Source organism: Psychrobacter sp. H29 (assembly GCF_059073055.1).
The window spans coordinates 438,148-455,918 of the sequence record NZ_JCACRY010000001.1 but is presented as its reverse complement, the minus strand read 5'-3'; the positions used below and the strand labels follow the sequence as shown (position 1 = coordinate 455,918).

General features: G+C 43.6%; 16 protein-coding genes. 9 read left to right on the top strand and 7 right to left on the bottom strand.

All coding sequences use genetic code 11. The features are described from left to right. Positions 1–39 precede the first annotated feature (39 nt). The 3 genes from AC5JP1_RS01885 to AC5JP1_RS01875 all read right to left on the bottom strand — a co-directional run bounded on the left by AC5JP1_RS01885 (position 40) and on the right by AC5JP1_RS01875 (position 5,376). Positions 40–930 (bottom strand): alpha/beta fold hydrolase, encoded by an 891-nt coding sequence (locus AC5JP1_RS01885; protein WP_493842895.1) that lies wholly within the window; start codon positions 928–930, stop codon positions 40–42. Between the two features lie 264 nt (positions 931–1,194). Continuing rightward, complete coding sequence (gene sppA, locus AC5JP1_RS01880) at positions 1,195–2,250, bottom strand: signal peptide peptidase SppA (RefSeq protein ID WP_319050530.1); 1,056 nt, start codon at positions 2,248–2,250, stop codon at positions 1,195–1,197. Positions 2,251–2,439: 189 nt separating this feature from the next. Continuing rightward, positions 2,440–5,376: a ComEC/Rec2 family competence protein gene (locus AC5JP1_RS01875; RefSeq protein ID WP_493842894.1), complete on the bottom strand. Its 2,937-nt coding sequence runs from the start codon at positions 5,374–5,376 to the stop codon at positions 2,440–2,442. 299 nt (positions 5,377–5,675) lie between these two features. Here AC5JP1_RS01875 and AC5JP1_RS01870 point away from each other — a divergent pair, with 299 nt between their 5' ends. Further along, the gene (locus AC5JP1_RS01870) at positions 5,676–6,251 is read left to right on the top strand and encodes a DUF2062 domain-containing protein (RefSeq protein ID WP_443526234.1); all 576 of its coding nucleotides are present in this window, start codon (positions 5,676–5,678) and stop codon (positions 6,249–6,251) included. A gap of 50 nt (positions 6,252–6,301) precedes the next feature. Here the strand turns inward: AC5JP1_RS01870 and AC5JP1_RS01865 are convergent, their stop codons facing one another. The 3 genes from AC5JP1_RS01865 to AC5JP1_RS01855 all read right to left on the bottom strand — a co-directional run bounded on the left by AC5JP1_RS01865 (position 6,302) and on the right by AC5JP1_RS01855 (position 8,736). Continuing rightward, entirely contained in the window at positions 6,302–6,610 is a 309-nt protein-coding gene (locus AC5JP1_RS01865) for a hypothetical protein (protein ID WP_319050533.1), read from the bottom strand. Positions 6,611–6,775: 165 nt separating this feature from the next. Next, positions 6,776–7,456, bottom strand: a complete 681-nt coding sequence (gene lolD, locus AC5JP1_RS01860) for a lipoprotein-releasing ABC transporter ATP-binding protein LolD (RefSeq protein ID WP_493842893.1) — start codon at positions 7,454–7,456, stop codon at positions 6,776–6,778. A 44-nt stretch (positions 7,457–7,500) separates the two neighbouring features. Beyond that, positions 7,501–8,736, bottom strand: coding sequence for a lipoprotein-releasing ABC transporter permease subunit (locus AC5JP1_RS01855; protein WP_319050535.1), 1,236 nt, complete (start codon positions 8,734–8,736; stop codon positions 7,501–7,503). 444 nt (positions 8,737–9,180) lie between these two features. Here AC5JP1_RS01855 and AC5JP1_RS01850 point away from each other — a divergent pair, with 444 nt between their 5' ends. Beyond that, entirely contained in the window at positions 9,181–10,155 is a 975-nt protein-coding gene (locus AC5JP1_RS01850; RefSeq protein WP_493842892.1) for a hypothetical protein, read from the top strand. 204 nt (positions 10,156–10,359) lie between these two features. Here AC5JP1_RS01850 and AC5JP1_RS01845 read toward each other — a convergent pair whose 3' ends face one another. Next, positions 10,360–10,749 (bottom strand): SCP2 sterol-binding domain-containing protein, encoded by a 390-nt coding sequence (locus tag AC5JP1_RS01845; RefSeq protein ID WP_319050537.1) that lies wholly within the window; start codon positions 10,747–10,749, stop codon positions 10,360–10,362. 855 nt (positions 10,750–11,604) lie between these two features. Between AC5JP1_RS01845 and ccoN the strand changes: the two genes are divergently transcribed. The 7 genes from ccoN to AC5JP1_RS01810 all read left to right on the top strand — a co-directional run bounded on the left by ccoN (position 11,605) and on the right by AC5JP1_RS01810 (position 17,670). Then, positions 11,605–13,086 carry a cytochrome-c oxidase, cbb3-type subunit I gene (ccoN, locus tag AC5JP1_RS01840; RefSeq protein ID WP_319050538.1) on the top strand — a complete coding sequence of 494 codons (1,482 nt, stop codon included), beginning with the start codon at positions 11,605–11,607 and terminating at the stop codon, positions 13,084–13,086. A gap of 9 nt (positions 13,087–13,095) precedes the next feature. Then, positions 13,096–13,734 carry a cytochrome-c oxidase, cbb3-type subunit II gene (ccoO, locus tag AC5JP1_RS01835; protein WP_201601089.1) on the top strand — a complete coding sequence of 213 codons (639 nt, stop codon included), beginning with the start codon at positions 13,096–13,098 and terminating at the stop codon, positions 13,732–13,734. Continuing rightward, on the top strand, positions 13,734–13,916 hold the full coding sequence (locus AC5JP1_RS01830; protein WP_194197257.1) for a cbb3-type cytochrome oxidase subunit 3: 183 nt from the start codon (positions 13,734–13,736) through the stop codon (positions 13,914–13,916). Before ccoO ends, AC5JP1_RS01830 begins: the two co-directional genes overlap by 1 nt. Continuing rightward, positions 13,913–15,058 (top strand): cytochrome-c oxidase, cbb3-type subunit III, encoded by a 1,146-nt coding sequence (ccoP, locus tag AC5JP1_RS01825; RefSeq protein ID WP_493842891.1) that lies wholly within the window; start codon positions 13,913–13,915, stop codon positions 15,056–15,058. Before AC5JP1_RS01830 ends, ccoP begins: the two co-directional genes overlap by 4 nt. Positions 15,059–15,217: 159 nt before the next feature. Then, on the top strand, positions 15,218–15,268 hold the full coding sequence (locus AC5JP1_RS01820; protein WP_493844415.1) for a type I addiction module toxin, Fst family: 51 nt from the start codon (positions 15,218–15,220) through the stop codon (positions 15,266–15,268). A gap of 229 nt (positions 15,269–15,497) precedes the next feature. Next, positions 15,498–16,910: a cytochrome c oxidase accessory protein CcoG gene (ccoG, locus tag AC5JP1_RS01815; protein WP_493842890.1), complete on the top strand. Its 1,413-nt coding sequence runs from the start codon at positions 15,498–15,500 to the stop codon at positions 16,908–16,910. A gap of 178 nt (positions 16,911–17,088) precedes the next feature. After that, the gene (locus AC5JP1_RS01810) at positions 17,089–17,670 is read left to right on the top strand and encodes a FixH family protein (RefSeq protein ID WP_493842889.1); all 582 of its coding nucleotides are present in this window, start codon (positions 17,089–17,091) and stop codon (positions 17,668–17,670) included. Positions 17,671–17,771 lie beyond the last annotated feature (101 nt).

Sequence of the window (17,771 nt, the reverse complement as noted above, 5' to 3'; positions counted from 1 at the left end):
TCAGATCCAAGAGCCTGACGAGTTGATGGTACCTTACTTTTATTTTGGCAGTTGCTGCTCGATCAAGGCGAGCACCTGCATTGAGACAGACTCTGGATGCTCTAGCGGGAACATATGACCCCCTTTATGCGTCTCATAAGGAATGCCTAAGCGCGACTGTATCTGCTGGGGAAAGCGGCGTTTTAAGAAGATACTGTCTTGACCTATAATTAAGGTAACAGGCACCTTCGGACCACGATTTGGGGCTAGCCAATACCAAGAAGGATTGGTGCGAAACACTTCGACTTCACTGGCTTTAGGAATGGCCAATGTGACTTTACCATCCGCGCGCTCATGTAAGCCATGATCGATATACCCTTGAAAACTGCGTTCATCAAAGTTTTTAAAAAATCCTTTGTGGCGCATCTTTTCATAGGCCTCATCTCGGCTATCCCATACATCGCGGCGATGTTTGGACACACCTGCTGGTGATAGTTTGTCCATCAAGCGGTTATTCATAAGTGGCAATCTATCTGCTGTTTTTGCCAAATGCCACAACAGGCTGACTTTGCCATAAATCCAAGGCGGATCCATAAGCACGGCTTGAGCAAATAGTTCTGGCCGACGGTACGTTGCCTGCAAGGTACACATGGCTCCTAGCGAATGCCCCACACCTACTACTTGCGCGACGCCATGCTTGTCACAGGCATCTTTTACACTGTCAATAATCTGCTGCGTTAGACTACGCCAATGATCGTCTACGGGGTAATCGGGGGTATCGCCCAACATGGCGATATATTCAATCGTAAAGAACGCTGACAATCTCTCAAAGAATGGCTCGTAAACAGCGCTTGGCATCCCATTGGCATGGGCAAAATGTAGCACAGGTTTATTGGTGATCTTGGAGACAGGTAGCACCGCAAAGGTCTGCGAATTTATTTCATCACTCATAACAGGCTCTCGTTGAATCGTTTAGTTTGTCTATTATTTTTAGTGGTTGTCATATTATTGCATTGTCATATTGTTGCATTGCCAACATAAATACCAGACATGCTCTATAGCAAGTCTGATAATTGGCATATATACGTCGCTTATCTGGTAATTCTTATAACTTTAAACCATATGTTTTATTTAAGGTTGCACAAAATTAAGGCTGAGCATAATTATATGCCCAGCCTTAACAATCATACACACTATATCTAAAACATAAAACGCTTAACGCATTTTTGCATCGCCATCTTCTTGCGGTAAGAAACCATCAAGGCTGACGCTTGAGCCGATACCTGCCCCTAGTTTTACGGCAAAACGGTCCATAAACATTTGGAACGGGTCAGTTGGACTATAGCTAATTACGGTATCTAGCTCTAACTGACGACTCAAACTGGTAATGCTACCGTTGTCGTCTGCTAGTCCTAGCTCGATAGACTGCTCACCTGTCCAAAACAGCCCTGAAAACAGTTTGTTTTGTTCAGGGTTTTTGAGACGGTCGCCGCGACCTTCTTTTACTGCATTGATGAAATGCTTATGCGTATTAGCCAGCACTCCTTCAACATGCTTTTCTTCATAATCAGTCAATGGACGTGACAAGCTTAAGATGTCTTTATACTCACCAGCGGTAATCGTACGATCTTCTACACCAACTTTGTCCATCAGACCTTCGACATTGTAGCTTGGCATAATGACACCGATAGAGCCGACCAAGCTCGATGGGTTGACATAAATCTCATCTGCTGCAGAAGCAATATAGTAAGCACCTGATGCGCCGATATCACCGATCACTGCATAAAGCTTTTTGTCCGGATACTCTTCACGTAATTCCATCATAGTCTGCCAAATTTCATCAGACTGTACAGGTGAACCACCAGGTGAGTTAATATCTAATGCAACGGCTTTGGAGTTGCTGTTTGCAAAGGCACTTCTTAGCGCATCATTGACATCATAGGCGTTGGCCACATCATCGCTACTGATCACACCTTGCAGCTCCACTACAGCTAAATGCGGCGAGCTGGTATCTACGGCATCCATACCTGTTGGCGCGCTACTGCACCCGCGACCTAGGGTCAAAAATATCAATAAAATATAACCAAAGGTTAATAATTTAAAGAAAATGCTCCAGCGACGAGCGCGGCGCTGCTCGACCACACTAGCTAATAAGGTATTTTCTAGCACCTTCCATTCTTGTCCACTCGGCGCGTTTGGTTGCTGCATTTGTGTTGGCTGATGTGGCGAATTATCAGGACGTTTGTTAGGGTCTGGTGGCCAGTTGGGCATATAACTTCCTAAGTCAGAACAAGCTAAAACAATAAAAAGATGAGGTTGACAGATACCACTAGAAGTAATGGTCTCTATGTCAAATCAGTCATCGGTATTCATGGGGTGCTAAGTATGGTTGTATTTCGACCATGGTTCAATAGTATAACTGTGAAATATCACTATATTGTAACGCTGGTAGTATCAGCATTATTCTTGAGGGCGAACAGCTTCAATATCAACACTATTATCAAGCGTGTTTAACGACAATGCCACTGGTAAAGGCTTATCATCGTAGGTCATGACAGTATCAACGCTTTGACGAACCATGACATCGGCTGTCACCTGAGAGGTACTATGACCTAGCCAGGTTGTATTTTTAAATACTGCGCGCTCGTCAGCCAGATCGGCCGTACATAGTAGCGACCACATTTGCCAGACGCGCTGGTGTGTATCGGTATCTAAAATCAGTCGTGAGCGAGAAGTGTCTGTACGACTAGTATCTATACGACTATCATCCAGATAGCTATTGGCCAATTGCAGGTGAGGATTTATAGGTGATGACTTGAGTGGATCAGCTGCATTGTATCTTCGTACTTGTATAGGTGTGCGGCTATCGATGGCAATTGTACAGTCCCAAACACTAGTGTCACCTATCTGGCTCCAGCCTGTCATTGCCTTTATTAATATATCTCCGTTTGCAAGCTGCCATACACTTCCCTGCTCGCAGTTTTGGGCACTGATATTTGTTTGACTCTTGACACCGTTTGTTGTTTTATATGCTTGCTGAAACGTAGACCAACGCTCAGAGCGTCCTGCTTGCCAATATCGACTGATCGGTAGGCGCTCTCCCAAATGAATGACTGTTTTCGGTAATAACTCAGAGTTGTTGGTGTTAGAAATCATGCGTTGATTATCAGAGGTCAGCGTATCCGTCAGTGCGGCGCTACTGCTCTGTACTATGACACTCTCCAAACGATTAACCGGTAAGCTCCCCAGTTGCTGCTCTAAAGAAGCAGACAGTGTATCTACTGTCAGGCTATTTGGCGTGGTTCGTGTAGAAGCAGGTCTGTGATCAGCTAAGAACAACCAGTTACTACTTTCTTTGTTTACGGTAGGATATGTCAGCAATGCTGCCGTTATATACGAATCACCCGTCGGTAGGACATACAGTGTCGGCACTATGGTCAGCGACTGCTGATTGGCATACACCGTCATCATTAATAGCGTCAATGGTGGCAGTATCAACCAACGACTGAGCAGACCTCTAGGCAATAACCAAGGCAAAATACTCAATACAACCATAAGCAATATAGCCATACTCACTGGTGTATAGAGCCATGCCTCTGACAGTGCTGGCAACGATGTTAACCAACCAATCAGCTCATGCAGGCTGCCGACAATGGTAATGACTAGCGACCAAATGGTGTCGGCTACCATAGGGGATAACAGATAACACAGTCCTGCTAGTAGATTAAGCGGTACAATCACCCAACCAAACAGCCCAATGGCAAATAAATTGACCACCAACCCCCATAATGATGCCTTGCCAAATAAGATCAATGTGATGGGCAGTAAAGTAAAGAATAGCCAGAACTGTAGCTTAAGAATACGCCGGACAGCTCGCAAAGCATGCTTCAATAGCGCCGTGCTTACGTGAGTGCTTTTATTATTCGTATATGGCCCTGCCAACTCAGCGGTACTGTGCTGATGTAACGTATCGTCATATTTGAGCAATAGCGCTACTGCAATAAAGGACAACCAGTATCCTGCCTGCCAGAGCACATAAGGATCATACCATGCCATCAGTATGGCCAGCGCCAATAGTACTCGAATCGTACTAATAGGTAGCAATGTCACTCTCACAAGTCCAATCGCTAGTAGCATCCAAGCCGTACGAGCAGCAGGTACATCAAAACCTGTAAACAACGCGTAGATAAAGGCTGCACCAATCATTGTCCACCAACGCACTTGCCAGCGCGGAATATAACGATAAAGTGCTGGACATAACTGATTAAGCAGCAGCACAATGAGACCACCTAGTACAATAGCCAAGAACAATACGTGCGTCCCTGAGATAGCCAGTAAATGAGAAATACCTGCCAGTTGATACAAATCTTTGGTATCTCGATTAATTAGACTACGATCGCCTGTGAGTAAGCTCAACGTGACAGCTTTAGCCTGCTGTTCTGCTGTCGTTTGTGCTGACCAGTCTCTATAAAAATGCTGTCTTAATTGCCAGCGCCCTATATCAATATGCAAGCGCAAGCGCTCAAGATACGAGTCAGAAGTCGGATTTTGATGTGACGCCTCATTCAGGCTAGCTTTGTTATTACTTACGGTTAGTGGGCTGATAGCCAAGATATTTGCGCTGCCATCAATATGCCGACCTCGCAACCAGCGATAGCTATCAAAACCAGAAGCGTTGTTTATTGTTTGATCAGAGGCCACCAATGGCGCAAGTGCTAAACTCATAAATAGCGTATCACCAGGCTGCAAATTATTGAGGTTTGAGAGTGTGGCATCAGTCGATGCACTTTTTGGATAAGCATTAAGTAATGCTCGGTACGTGACGTTACTGTCGTTGTCTTGGTTAGAACGATTGGTGTTGTTATTACTTAGGCTATTTTTTGCTATATAGTCTCTTGTACTATTTGCCAAATCTTGAGGCGTTAATTCAGTTATTAATGGCGTTACATTTGTTAGCACGGCTACTTGTCGATAGCCACTATCTGCGGTTGGACTATAGACACTGTCGCTTAGCCCTTCAATACGAACAAGCGCTTGCACACGTATAGGATCGGTGATTTCTGCGGCTGCAGCTTTATGATGTGCCACTAACGCCTGTAGCGCGCTACCTGCTACCAACAAAGTGGCTAATATAGTAAATAAAAAGTACTTAACGATACGAGATGAGCGTTCAGCATTTTTGAATATGCTGCTTGAGGTGTGATGATTTGTTGCTGAGGAGACATGACACTGGGTAAGTGTCAGTAGAATAATAGAAAATAATATAAGTAAGATAAACAAACCAGACGTACTAGCCAGCCCTATCGAAAACAGTTCAGTAGGGATCGCCACCTTGTCTGCGACTGTCAAAGTCCCCATCATAGCAATAACGACGAGGCTGCCAATTAACCAATACACCAGCACTCCTTGCTTGATGGGCAAAATAAGATAACGTCGTTCGCTATGGTTATTTATGCCAATAAAGGCATAGACATAACTGCATTCGTAGACATATTGGAAGCAACTGAATGAGCATAGTTATGATGCAATAGCATTTATATTTATATTACCCTATACTGATGAGAAATACGAAGGTGATGCCTGTCTGACATTACTGCCCTATGTATACTCACTATTACTTTTTATCCATAATATTACTCTATACCAGCCCCTCAACATCATTGAGTGGACTGTGGTTAACGATTAAAGGCGATCCTGTGCCCCAAAAACGTCTAAAAGACTTACTTCCTACACCAGAAAAAGTCCTAGAAAGTCGCACCTTAAAATTATTCGCGCCGCATTTAGCAGACCCACGTTTATGGCATTTTAATCGCCATAGTCTCAACAAGGCGGTTTATATTGGTGTGCTCAGCGCGTTTTTTCCATTGCCAGGGCAGATGTTATTGGCCTTAATTGGCTCGCTTATTTTTCGAGCCAATGTACCTATGGCGCTCGGTCTGACATGGATTACTAATCCACTGACTAGTCTACCAATCTTTTATGCTGGATATTATATCGGCGCAAAAATTATTGACGCACCTGTGATCAGTTTGCGGTTTATCGGTAGGATGATTGCAGACTTTAGCTTATGGGCGCTATCAGATGGTGCCAATCCATTTATTACCTATAAAGGCACAGTATCGCTGACAGCATTTTGTATCGGATTAACGCTTTTGGCGGTTGTAACCAGCATTATTTGTGGACTTGCCTTTAAGGCAGTGTGGCGCTATAAAACCGTTGCAAGTTGGCAAAAACGTCAGAAAAAACCCACTGACAAATCCTTTGAGCCTTAATACCGCTTATGTCAGTCCAGCGGTATTAAGGTTGTTTTTGATTGATACCGCTACTCTGCTTTGTTCTTATCTATGGCGGCTTTGAGCTTATCTGTAAAGTCTTTGTCCATAGAGACAATCTCAATAACTTCATCGTTTTTGCATAGCGTATAACGTTTACCAGTTGCGCTGTCTTGAACCTTGAGATCAAAATCAACCCCAGCTAGAGTAATCGCATCAAACACTGGCGAGATTAAATCCTTTTGCTCTTGACTATCAATAGTCTCAAACACAGACGGATCGATATACGGCTTTAATGGCTCATCACCTTCTTCAGCACTACCAAAAGCAGCGATTGGATCGTCATCTAAATTCATCATATGTGTTCCTATAAAATAGATACGGCAGCTGATTGGTAGCCGCCTCAGTATCTCTTGCTATTAAATATCTACTCGATAATACAACAATATATTTCACCAGAACAGCGCTTATTAGCGCCAATAGACAATACTTACGTCAATCTGACATTCTCGTCATATGAAGGGTTAATACTGCTCCCAATGACCATTGCGCAGCAACAATTGACGGTCAGCAAGCGCCGCTAGATTGCGATCATGTGTGACCATCAATAATGCCGTTTGCATCGTGCTCTGTAGCTCTGACAACAGTCCAAAGACGCTTTGCGCATTGTCGTAGTCCAAGTTACCCGTTGGCTCATCTGCCAAGATAAGCGAGGGCTTGGTCACTAGCGCACGCGCAATCGCCACACGTTGACGCTCACCCCCTGACAGCTCACCTGGTCTGTGCATCAGTCGATGCTCAAGACCGACATTCTCCAAAATCTCAATCGCTTGGGTGCGTGCCTGGGTCGTTGAGACTTCTGGACGCATGAGCAGCGGCATCGCAACGTTTTCAACAGCGGTAAACTCTGCCAACAAATGATGAAACTGGTAAATAAACCCCAAATGCTTGTTGCGCATGGCACCGCGTTCAGTCTCATTCATGCTATTTAGTAGCTGACCATGTAGCCATACTTCACCGCTGGTTGGTGTATCGAGACCACCAAGTAAATGCAGTAAGGTACTTTTTCCTGAGCCACTGGTACCAACGATAGCGATGCGCTCACCAGCATGAACCGTTAGATCGAGACCCGTCAATACTTGTGTACTGACTGCACCCTCATCATATATCTTGTTGATATTGGTCGCCTTCAAAATGGCAGACATAGCGCTTCCTTTATTTTATTTATTTTGATATTTGTGCGTTTAGGCTATTCGTAGCGTAGCGTTTGAGCTGGCTGAATCTTGGCTGCGCGACGTGCTGGATAAATAGTCGCCAAAAAGCTCAGTACAAACGACGCCCCTGTAATCAATAACACATCAAGCAAACGCAGCTGTGAAGGCAAATAATTCACAAAATACGCATCAAACAGATTTAGATTAAAGACTTGATTGATAAAGCCCAAAATATCACTGACAGTCAGTGCAAATATCACACCCAATATCGTACCAGCAACCGTACCGATCACACCGATAACCACACCTTGAACCATGAACACTTGGGTAATCAGTCGAGGTGATGCGCCAAAGGTCTTCAAGATCGCAATATCGGCTTTTTTATCAGTAACGAGCATCACAAGACTTGAGACAATATTGAAAGCGGCCACTAAGATGATCAAAAACAGCAGCAAACCGACCATGGCTTTTTCCATTTGAATCGCCCCAAATAGATTGCCGTGCGTCTGTGTCCAGTCGTTAGGATACAGCTGCTGAGGAGCAATAGCAGCGGCTTTCTCTGCTGCAGCTGGCGCTGTAAAGATGTCGTCCAGTTTCATACGTACGCCCTGCGCACCCTCAGGCAGACGTAATAGTTTGGCGGCATCACCCATCGGGATAAATGCCATGAGACTATCGACTTCTGGGCTAATAGTGAAGATGCCTGTCAAGGTGAAGCGCTTAAATCTCGGTATCACGCCTGCGGGTGACGGAGAGGCCTCTGGAAGCACTAGAGTCACCTTGTCCCCTATCTGCAAGCCCAAAGACTGCACCATCTCCTCGCCCAAAACGATACTAAAGTCACCGCTTTGCAAGGTATCAATACTGCCTTCAATCATGTGCTCATTGATGATGGAGACATCTTTTTCGTATTCAGGCTCGACGCCAGTCACCATGATGCCTGCGACTTGACCATTAGATGTCAGCATGCCCTGTAATTGGATAAAGGGTGCCACCGCCGCCACTTCTGGATCTTCTTTTATTTTATCCGCCAATTGTTCCCAATCGCCGATGATCTCAGTAGATACCACCGTGGCCTGCGGCACCATACCCAAAATACGGGTTTTTAGCTCGCGATCAAACCCATTCATGACTGATAGCACCGTAATCAATACGGCAACCCCAAGCGTCAAACCGATCATTGAGATGAGTGATATAAAGGAGATAAAGCCATTACTGCGCTCTGCTCGGGTGTATCGTAAGCCGATAAATAACGCTAAAGGACGAAACATATTCAAACTCTTTATCTTATCTACGTGCGACTTTATATAGGTTGGATAATGAGCAGCGGTCAATGCATCAAACATTTGCTACTGCTCACATATAAATCGAACACAAAAACAGGGTTTCAGACGAGCCAAAGACAGCCGTCAAAAGGGAGCTAGTTTGACACAATTTGGCTGATATGTGCCAGTCATTAGCAAGTACTGAGAGGATTTTTTACCAAAAAACTGGTTTCTGTTATTATTTTTGAGAGAGGGTCTTGCTATTAGCCGTGTCCATACCTATATATTATATGCTAAAGACAATTGTCATTAACCCCACATTGTGATTTGTTCATGCTTTGCTGATCATATCGCTGACATCATAAACCAGTAATTTGAAATACTGAATGGTGTGTAAGTAACAGCAGTATTAGATACAAACCTCACGCTGACTTAATTTTGAGTATTTTCATGACCATAAATTATCAATATAAAAACATTCAATCTCCTACCAAGATCACGTTGACCGACGAGCAGTCTGCAGGTCACGGTGATCACTGGCGTATTTTGACCGATGACATGAGTCAAGATGTGCCAGAGTGGCTACAAAAAATGATTGAAGTCGCCGCCATGCCCAAAGGCCTGAACAACAATGTCAGTGCAAAAGACAGCTGTTTGTTGTTATCAGAAGATCAGCCTTGTCATATTAATCAAGTGCTAGCGATGAAAGATGGCAAGCCTGAGCGCTTTATCAATGCATATCCTTGCGTCGATAGCCCTTATGGTCTTGACTGCAAAATCGAGCGCGTCATCGCCAATGACAACTCGCACGATGCAGTGTTACGCCTGCGTACTGCTGATGGCAGTATCATTTATGCATTTGATCAGCTCTATACGACCAACCGCCATCTGTATCAGCGCGATACCTCTTATTTTGTGAATTTTAGCGCATGGGCACATGAGATTAAGCTAAGCGAACAAAATGAGGTAATCATGGTAGAAGATCAAGAATCTATCCGCTATCACCGTGCTTTTAACGATATCGTTGCAGCAAATGACGGAAAAATTCCAGATGACTTACAAGCGCAAATCAGTGAGTGGAAACCTGAAACCAAAGAACAAATGGCACCTGTTGAAATCAATCTAGGTCATATGTGCGCTTATTTATTTGGCGATACCTTAGGACAAGAAGACGAGGCTTGGTGTCAAGGTCAAGTACTTGGGAAACAAGAAACCGTATTTAACGGTAAATCCGTTATTTTGTTTGATGTGGTGACGCTCCGCGAACAGGATGCCGATCCATTTGTAGTGCGTATCGGTGCTCTAAACACACCAGAGACCGCTAGTATAAAAGTACACGACTATGTACAAGCCAATGTGTGGTTACAAGCCGCGATATACAAAGAAAATCAGCAAAGCGCAAAACAGCCATCGAAAGCCAGCTAATAGCTGGATAGCTGGATAGCTGGATAGCTGGATAGCTGGATAGCTGGATAGCTGGATAGCTGGATAGCTGGATAGCTGACAGTATTGCGTGCTATAACTCGTTTTTATACAACAAAAAGCCCCTAATTTATATTAGGGGCTTTTTTGTATCTTATCGACTTTTACCATTCAAAATTCTAGATTAAAAGTCGTATAAATACGTGACTAAGCCATCGTCGTCATCGATTTGATACGAGTATATAGCTCTTTTTGCTCTGCACTTGGGCGAGCAGTTTGTACTGCCATCAACTGCGACATATCACCTTCGACACGAATTTTGCCACTCATAAAGGCACCCATGATTTGGTTGGTGTCAAAATCAGTGATGATAGATTGCAGAATGCTGCGATCTAATAGCAATGTCGTGGTCGCATCGCTATTCAAACCGCGATGTAATAGGCCATTAGCAAAATTGGCTTCGATGTCTTTTTCTGTATCGGATACTTTTAGGTTAACGATCATATTAGCCAGTGCTGGTGGCAAGTTTAGCTCACCCGCTTCACTACCCATCTTCTCTACTTGCTCAAACCATTCATCTGTCAAAAAAACTGCCATGTTATTGTCCTTAATTGGTATTTTGTTGGGTTAATACTATTGTCTGGCGTATCAACCTAATTATCAATTTATTGAAATGATTGTTATTGATAGACTTATAAGATGTCGCTATCACTGATGTTCAGGCTCATTATAAGGGGCGATTTGATAATAAGTAAAACCTATTTGTATCACCTGTAAGCCCATTGTTACAAAATTACTTTAGAAGCACATGTCTATCTCTAATGAGATTTGTCTTGGTTTGACACAAATACACCTCTAGAATCGTGATAAAATTGGGTATAAAATAAGCAAATAGCGCAATGATAATAAGTTGCTTGCTAACTTTTATACCAAAGAGTTTGTATTTTGGCGCATAGTTCTGATGATATTTTATTAGGATTGCGTTACAATACCCTTAAACAGAGTCGGGAGTTTTAACCTAACATTACATAAAAATGTTTTTTTGTCAGCCGCCGCTAGCATACATCTATGGTCAGTGCGTTTTTATAGCCCTATAGTATGGGTATCTATCTTCATTAGTACCGATTTTTTCGTAATAATTAAGATATATATTTAGCCTTACAAGATGTTTGATGCTCAAAAACGGCGCGTCTTCTTATTTATCTTGATAATCTATTAACAATCCTACTATCGATTGGCTGTAAACAAGGTGCACAAAGCGCCTCTTTTTATCCATCAGTGCCTACTGATATAAAACGCCAGCCTATATTGATAGTTAATAAGATTATGATGATAAGCGCGGCAAAGAACAGTATGTACCGCAGCTATTATAGTTTGTCAGTTTTTATAATATCTATAGCGCGGACTGTTGGTTAATTCTGTTGATAATTCGGGCTGTAAAGGAATCATCCAATGAGTTTACAAAACACAGCAGTCGCCCCAGTTGACCGTGAGTACGAAATTACTGTCGTAAGATTTTTTACGATTATGGCTGTCGTTTGGGGCATCTTCGGCATGAGTCTTGGTGTGTTCATTGCTTCACAGTTAGCATGGCCAGGACTCAACTTTGACATTCCATGGCTGACCTTTAGTCATCTAAGACCACTGCATACCAATGCGGTGATTTTTGCGTTCGGTGGTTCTGCCCTGTTCGCAACGTCTTATTACATCGTCCAGCGTACCTGTAAGACACGCTTATTTGCGCCGTATTTGGCGTGGTTCACCTTTTGGGGATGGCAGGCAGTTATTGTCGCAGCCATCATCACCCTACCGCTAGGTTTGACCACAAGTAAAGAGTACGCTGAGCTTGAGTGGCCTATCGATATCTTGATTGCTTTGGTATGGATCTCTTATGCCATTGTATTTTTTGGTACGCTCATCAAACGTAAAACCTCACATATCTATGTGGCTAACTGGTTCTTTGCCGCTTTCATCATTACGATTGCCCTACTACACATCGTAAACAGCATGGCAATTCCGGTTAGTGCGTTCAAATCTTATTCGCTATTTGGCGGTGCAACTGATGCGATGGTGCAGTGGTGGTACGGGCATAACGCGGTAGGTTTTTACTTAACGGCCGCCTTCCTTGGAATGATGTATTATTTCGTTCCTGTACAGATTGGTCGTCCTATCTATTCGTATCGTTTGTCTATCGTTCACTTTTGGGCATTGATTGCTTCATATATGTGGGCTGGTGGTCACCATTTGCATTATTCAGCGCTTCCTGATTGGACGCAGTCATTGGCAATGGTATTCTCTATCATTCTATTCGCGCCATCTTGGGGTGGTATGATTAATGGTGTACTCACGTTATCAGGCAGTTGGGATAAGTTGCGCACCGATCCGATCATCCGCTTTATGATTGTGGCATTGTCGTTCTACGCAATGTCGACGTTCGAAGGCCCAATGATGTCTATTAAGACAGTCAATGCGCTATCGCACAACACGGACTGGACAATTGGTCACGTACACTCAGGTGCACTTGGCTGGGTTGGTATGATTACTATTGGTTCGCTATACGTATTGTTACCACGTATTTATAACAAACCAAAGATGTACTCTATTAGCTTGATCACCACGCATTTTTGGCTGGCGACTGCAGGAACGATTTTCTATATCGTCTCTATGTGGATCTCAGGTATTGGTCAAGGCATGATGTGGCTTGCTACGAACCCAGACGGTACTTTGGTATATAGCTTCGTTGATACTGTTGAATTCTCGCATTTCCCATATATCGGTCGTGCTTTTGGTGGCTTCTTGTATGTATCGGGTATGTTTGTTATGGCTTATAACTGCTATAAAACACTCAAGATGCCAGAAGGTAAGCCTGTAGATGTCGCTGATCCAACGGATCATGAACCTAGTGTCGAAAAACCTTCGACAGCTAACGTATAAGGAGCGATCATGGCTGGTACACCGCATGAAATTATTGAAAAAAATACAGGCTTGTTAGTCATTGGTATCGTGATTGCTATTAGTTTTGCAACGCTGGTTGAAATCGTACCATTGATCTATGATAACAAGGGCCCTGAGGAAGGTGGGGTGAATGCTCCCCTACCTGCTATGGAGCCTTGGACAGCGCTTGAATTCGAAGGTCGTGATATTTATATCCGTGAAGGATGTCACGTTTGTCATACGCAAATGGTTCGTCCACTACGTGCAGAAGTCGAACGCTATGGACCGTATTCGCGTGCCGCTGAGTCAACGTGGGATCACCCATTCTTATGGGGATCGAAACGTACTGGACCAGATTTAGCACGTGTAGGTGGTCGTTATTCTGAAGACTGGCAAAAGCAGCATTTGATTGCGCCACGTTCGCTAGTGCCTGAATCAGTGATGCCTGGATTCCCCTGGCTTGCTGAAAATGAAGTAGATGGTGAAGACATTCAAGCTAAAATGCGTCTATTCCGCGATCGTTTTGGTGTTCCTTACACTGAAGAAGACATCGAAGGTGCTCCAGATGCTGTACTTGGTGCCACTGAGCTTGACGCTTTGGTTGCCTATCTACAGCAGTTAGGTACCGCAATGGAAGGACAGCGCTAATGGGTATTGGTGAATTACAAACAATTGCGACCGTTTCTGCCTTTATTGCCTTCGTAGGCGTTGCATGGTGGGCGTATTCGCCAAAAAACAAAAAACGCTTCGAAGAAGATGCACAACTTGCGCTTGATGACGAGGATATTAAATCCTTGTCTGAAGAGCAGCGCAATAAGGATAAACGATGACATTTTTTTGGAGTTCTTGGATCACGCTAATCAGTATCGGCTGCTGGGCTTTTATTCTTGGTGTCTTGTTGTTTGTTATCAAATACAAACCGAGCCTAGAAGACGACGGTACGACTGGTCATGAGTATGATGGCATCCGAGAATACGACAAAGCACTCCCTAAATGGTGGTTGGTAATCTTTTTTGGTTCAATCATTTGGGGCGTTGCTTATTGGGTATTTTTCCCAGCCATGTTCCCTAAACACTGGGAAGGTATCGCAACCGTAGAAGTCGATGGCGAAACAGTGCCTTGGACCTCTAAGAACGAGCTATTTAGTGAGCTTGAGAGCAACAACAAAGTATTTACCGATAACTTTGAAAAGAACATCCTGGTCAAAGCCGATGCAGCGGGTGCAACCGCGACGCTAGGGACACTGAATGAGTTGCAAGCGACCATGCGTCGTAGTGACAACCCACCAGCAGACTTACAGACTCAAATCGATGGTAAAGTAGCAGAACTTGCCCCCTATGTCGAAAAACTGTCTGAAAATCCAAATGCATTGAAAGTCGGTAGCCGTTTGTTCTTGCAGAACTGTGCGGTATGTCACGGCTCAAACGCTAAAGGTGCCACAGGCTACCCTAATCTGACCGACAATGATTGGTTATATGGTGGTGAAGCCAGCAATATCCTAACGACGTTACATAACGGGCGTGTCGGTGGTATGGCAGCATGGCGTGATCAGCTTGGTGAAGATGGCATACGTGCTGTTGCTGAATACGTCTTAGCGATGTCAGGTAATCAAAATGACTATGAACTTGATCAAACGAAAGTGGCTCAAGGTAAGGTTATTTTCAACGAGCCTACCAACTGTGTTCTTTGTCATGGACCAGATGGTAAAGGTATGATTTCAGCGGGTGCACCGAATTTGACTGATAATATTTGGTTATATGGTGGTGACCGCGAGACTATTCGTGAGACGCTACGTTATGGTCGTGCTGGTGTGATGCCTAAGTGGGATACTAAGCTAGGTAATGAGCGTATTATGCTTCTTGCTGCTTACATCTACTCACTATCAGACAAGACTGGTAAATCACCTGAGGGATCAATGGTTACTGCAGCAGCGACTCAGCCTGTAGCAACTGAAGAAGCAACTGCTAACTAAGTATAAATACTGTACATGGACGAGATTTAATGAAGGGAGAACTGTCATTACAGTTCTCCCTTTTTATATATCCTTGCAGAATTTTATTCAAAATGACTATTAATTCAGAATGACTATGGTAATCAATCATAGATAGTAAACATTATCACGATATAGTAATTGCTTTTCAAGATTATAACCCCATTATTAGTAGGGGTAATGTTAGAATAGCTGTCGTTCAAAATAGCCTGTTAAGTATGACGCTATGAAGTCCTAACTTAGTCTCTACCAATTTGATCTCTATAAGCTACTATTTGGTAAGTGGATGAGACTGGTATTTGTCCAGTTCTCTACCCTCTATTTACTGACATTGATAACATCGTACACTCATATACTTCAACGCTAGAGGTATTTGTTCATCATGCCAGCAGACTGATTCTTTTTTTAAAGAGGCACGTTTATGTCAGCACAACAATCACCCAATAAAATCCCGGTCCAACAGATTGATCTTGATGCGACCAAGCATCGTGTCCACCCGAGGTTTGTCACAGGTTTTTATCAAAACATTCGTGTCATCACGATGTATGCGCTCTTAGCCGCTTTTTTACTTTTGCCGTGGCTGCGCTATAATGGTAGACAAGCAATATGGTTCGATGTGCCCTCACAGCACTACTATATTTTTGGCATGACTTTTTTAACTCAAGATTTTTATTTTATTGCCGCATTTGCCATCATTGCCGCGTTCACTTTGTTTATGGTGACTGTCTATGCAGGCCGTGTTTGGTGTGGTTATGCTTGTCCGCAAACGATTTGGACACATCTGTATCAGTATGTTGAAAAATGGGTCATTGGTGATCGCAATAAACGCATGAAATTTGACAAGGCACCACTGAGTGCAAGTAAAATCTTCAAACGTACGGTGGTCTATTCGATTTGGCTTTTGCTTTCAGTTATCACAGCGGCGACTTTCGTCAGTTATGTGGCGGGGACAGACTCTCTGTATCATAGCTGGCAGACAGTAGGACTGATTCCTATACCTGATTGGCCTACATGGGTATGGGTATCGATGTTTATCTTTACCTTTGCTACTTATGCCAATGCAGGCTATATGCGTGAGCAGATGTGTGTACAGATTTGTCCTTATGGGCGTTTTCAGAGCGTGATGTTTGATAAAGATACCTTGATTGTCTCTTATGACTATGAGCGCGGTGAGCCGCGCGGTGCCCGCAAAAAAGGCACAAATCCTGAGCATCTAGGTGACTGTATCGAGTGTACTATGTGCGTACAGGTCTGCCCCACTGGTATCGATATTCGTGATGGCCTGCAAGTCGCCTGTATCCAATGCGCAGCCTGTATTGATGCGTGCAATGAGATCATGGATAAGGTTGGCTACCCGCGCGGGCTGATTCGTTATACAACCGAGCGTCAACTGGCAGAAAAAGAGCCTAGCCGCGTACTTCGCCCCAGACTGTTTGCTTATTTGGCTTTATTAGCGGTACTGTGTGGTGGGGTCATATATGCTCTAACAGATCGCGTGCCGTTAGAGATTGATATTCGCCGTGACCGCAATCAATTATCTTCCGTCAATACTGAAGGCATGATAGAAAACAGCTATATCGTTAAACTGACCAATAAAACACAAGATGCGCATGCTTATAAAATCACGCTAGCACCGCAAGATGGACTGAGTCTAGAGCTACGCTTTAATGATGTGCCATTAGAAGCAGGCGAAAGCTTTGATATGCCCGTTAGTATTTATGGTGACCCTGATGTGATTGAGTTTGGTCAAACGCCAGTGACCCTGAACGTGGTCAGTGAAGACGGCAAGTATCAGGTCAGTAAACAGAATGTCTTTACCACCCAAGGACAGTAAGCCTTTAGGTCCTATATATTTCATTTGATAGTTAGCGATGCGGTCTATCGTAAGCTATCGAATGAAGAATTTATCATTGAACTGGCAGCGCTTAGCCGTCAAATTATCCGTTGATACCGTTTGTAGATATCTGATGTATAGATTTCTGATAAATAAGTATCTGATAAATAGGTATTTTATGTCTAATCAAGCACCAAACTTTAAGCCTCAAGATACTCAACCTTGGTACAAGAACTATATGGTTGTTATCTTTGTCATAGGCATGCCAGCTGTGGTAGTAATCGCGTGCATCTGGTTCGTTTATTATTCCTACCAAATCCGTGACAGCGTGGTACGTGACGACTGGTATATGGATGGCAAGACGCTCTACCATGATGTGTCACGTGATAAGCTCACTTATGATTTAGACTTGCATGGTGAAATGCAATTTACAGATAATGGCGATATTGTGTTTTATCTTAATTATCCTGAGCAAAGCGTGCAGTCAGGCAAACTACTAAACGGCGCACCACTCACCTACCCCGATACGCTGGATCTGTCTATCTCGCATGCAACCGATGTCAAAAAAGACCACGACGTCGTGCTACAGCATATCGAGGGTAATAAATACAGCGCGCAAGTAGAGCTTGATTCAGTAAAAGCCAAATATTACTTGCAAGTAAGCAACGATGGTCAGGATGATTGGCGCATGCAAGATGTGGCAAAACTACCGCGCTCAACAGTTAGCTTTGACCCATTACCAGTCTTCGCTAAGAGTTAATGTTAGTGAGCTATGCCCTAATATCTACATTCAAAAAAACCAGCCACTCATAACAGTGGCTGGTTTTTTATGGTTTTCTCAATCAGTATTCATTTATAAAG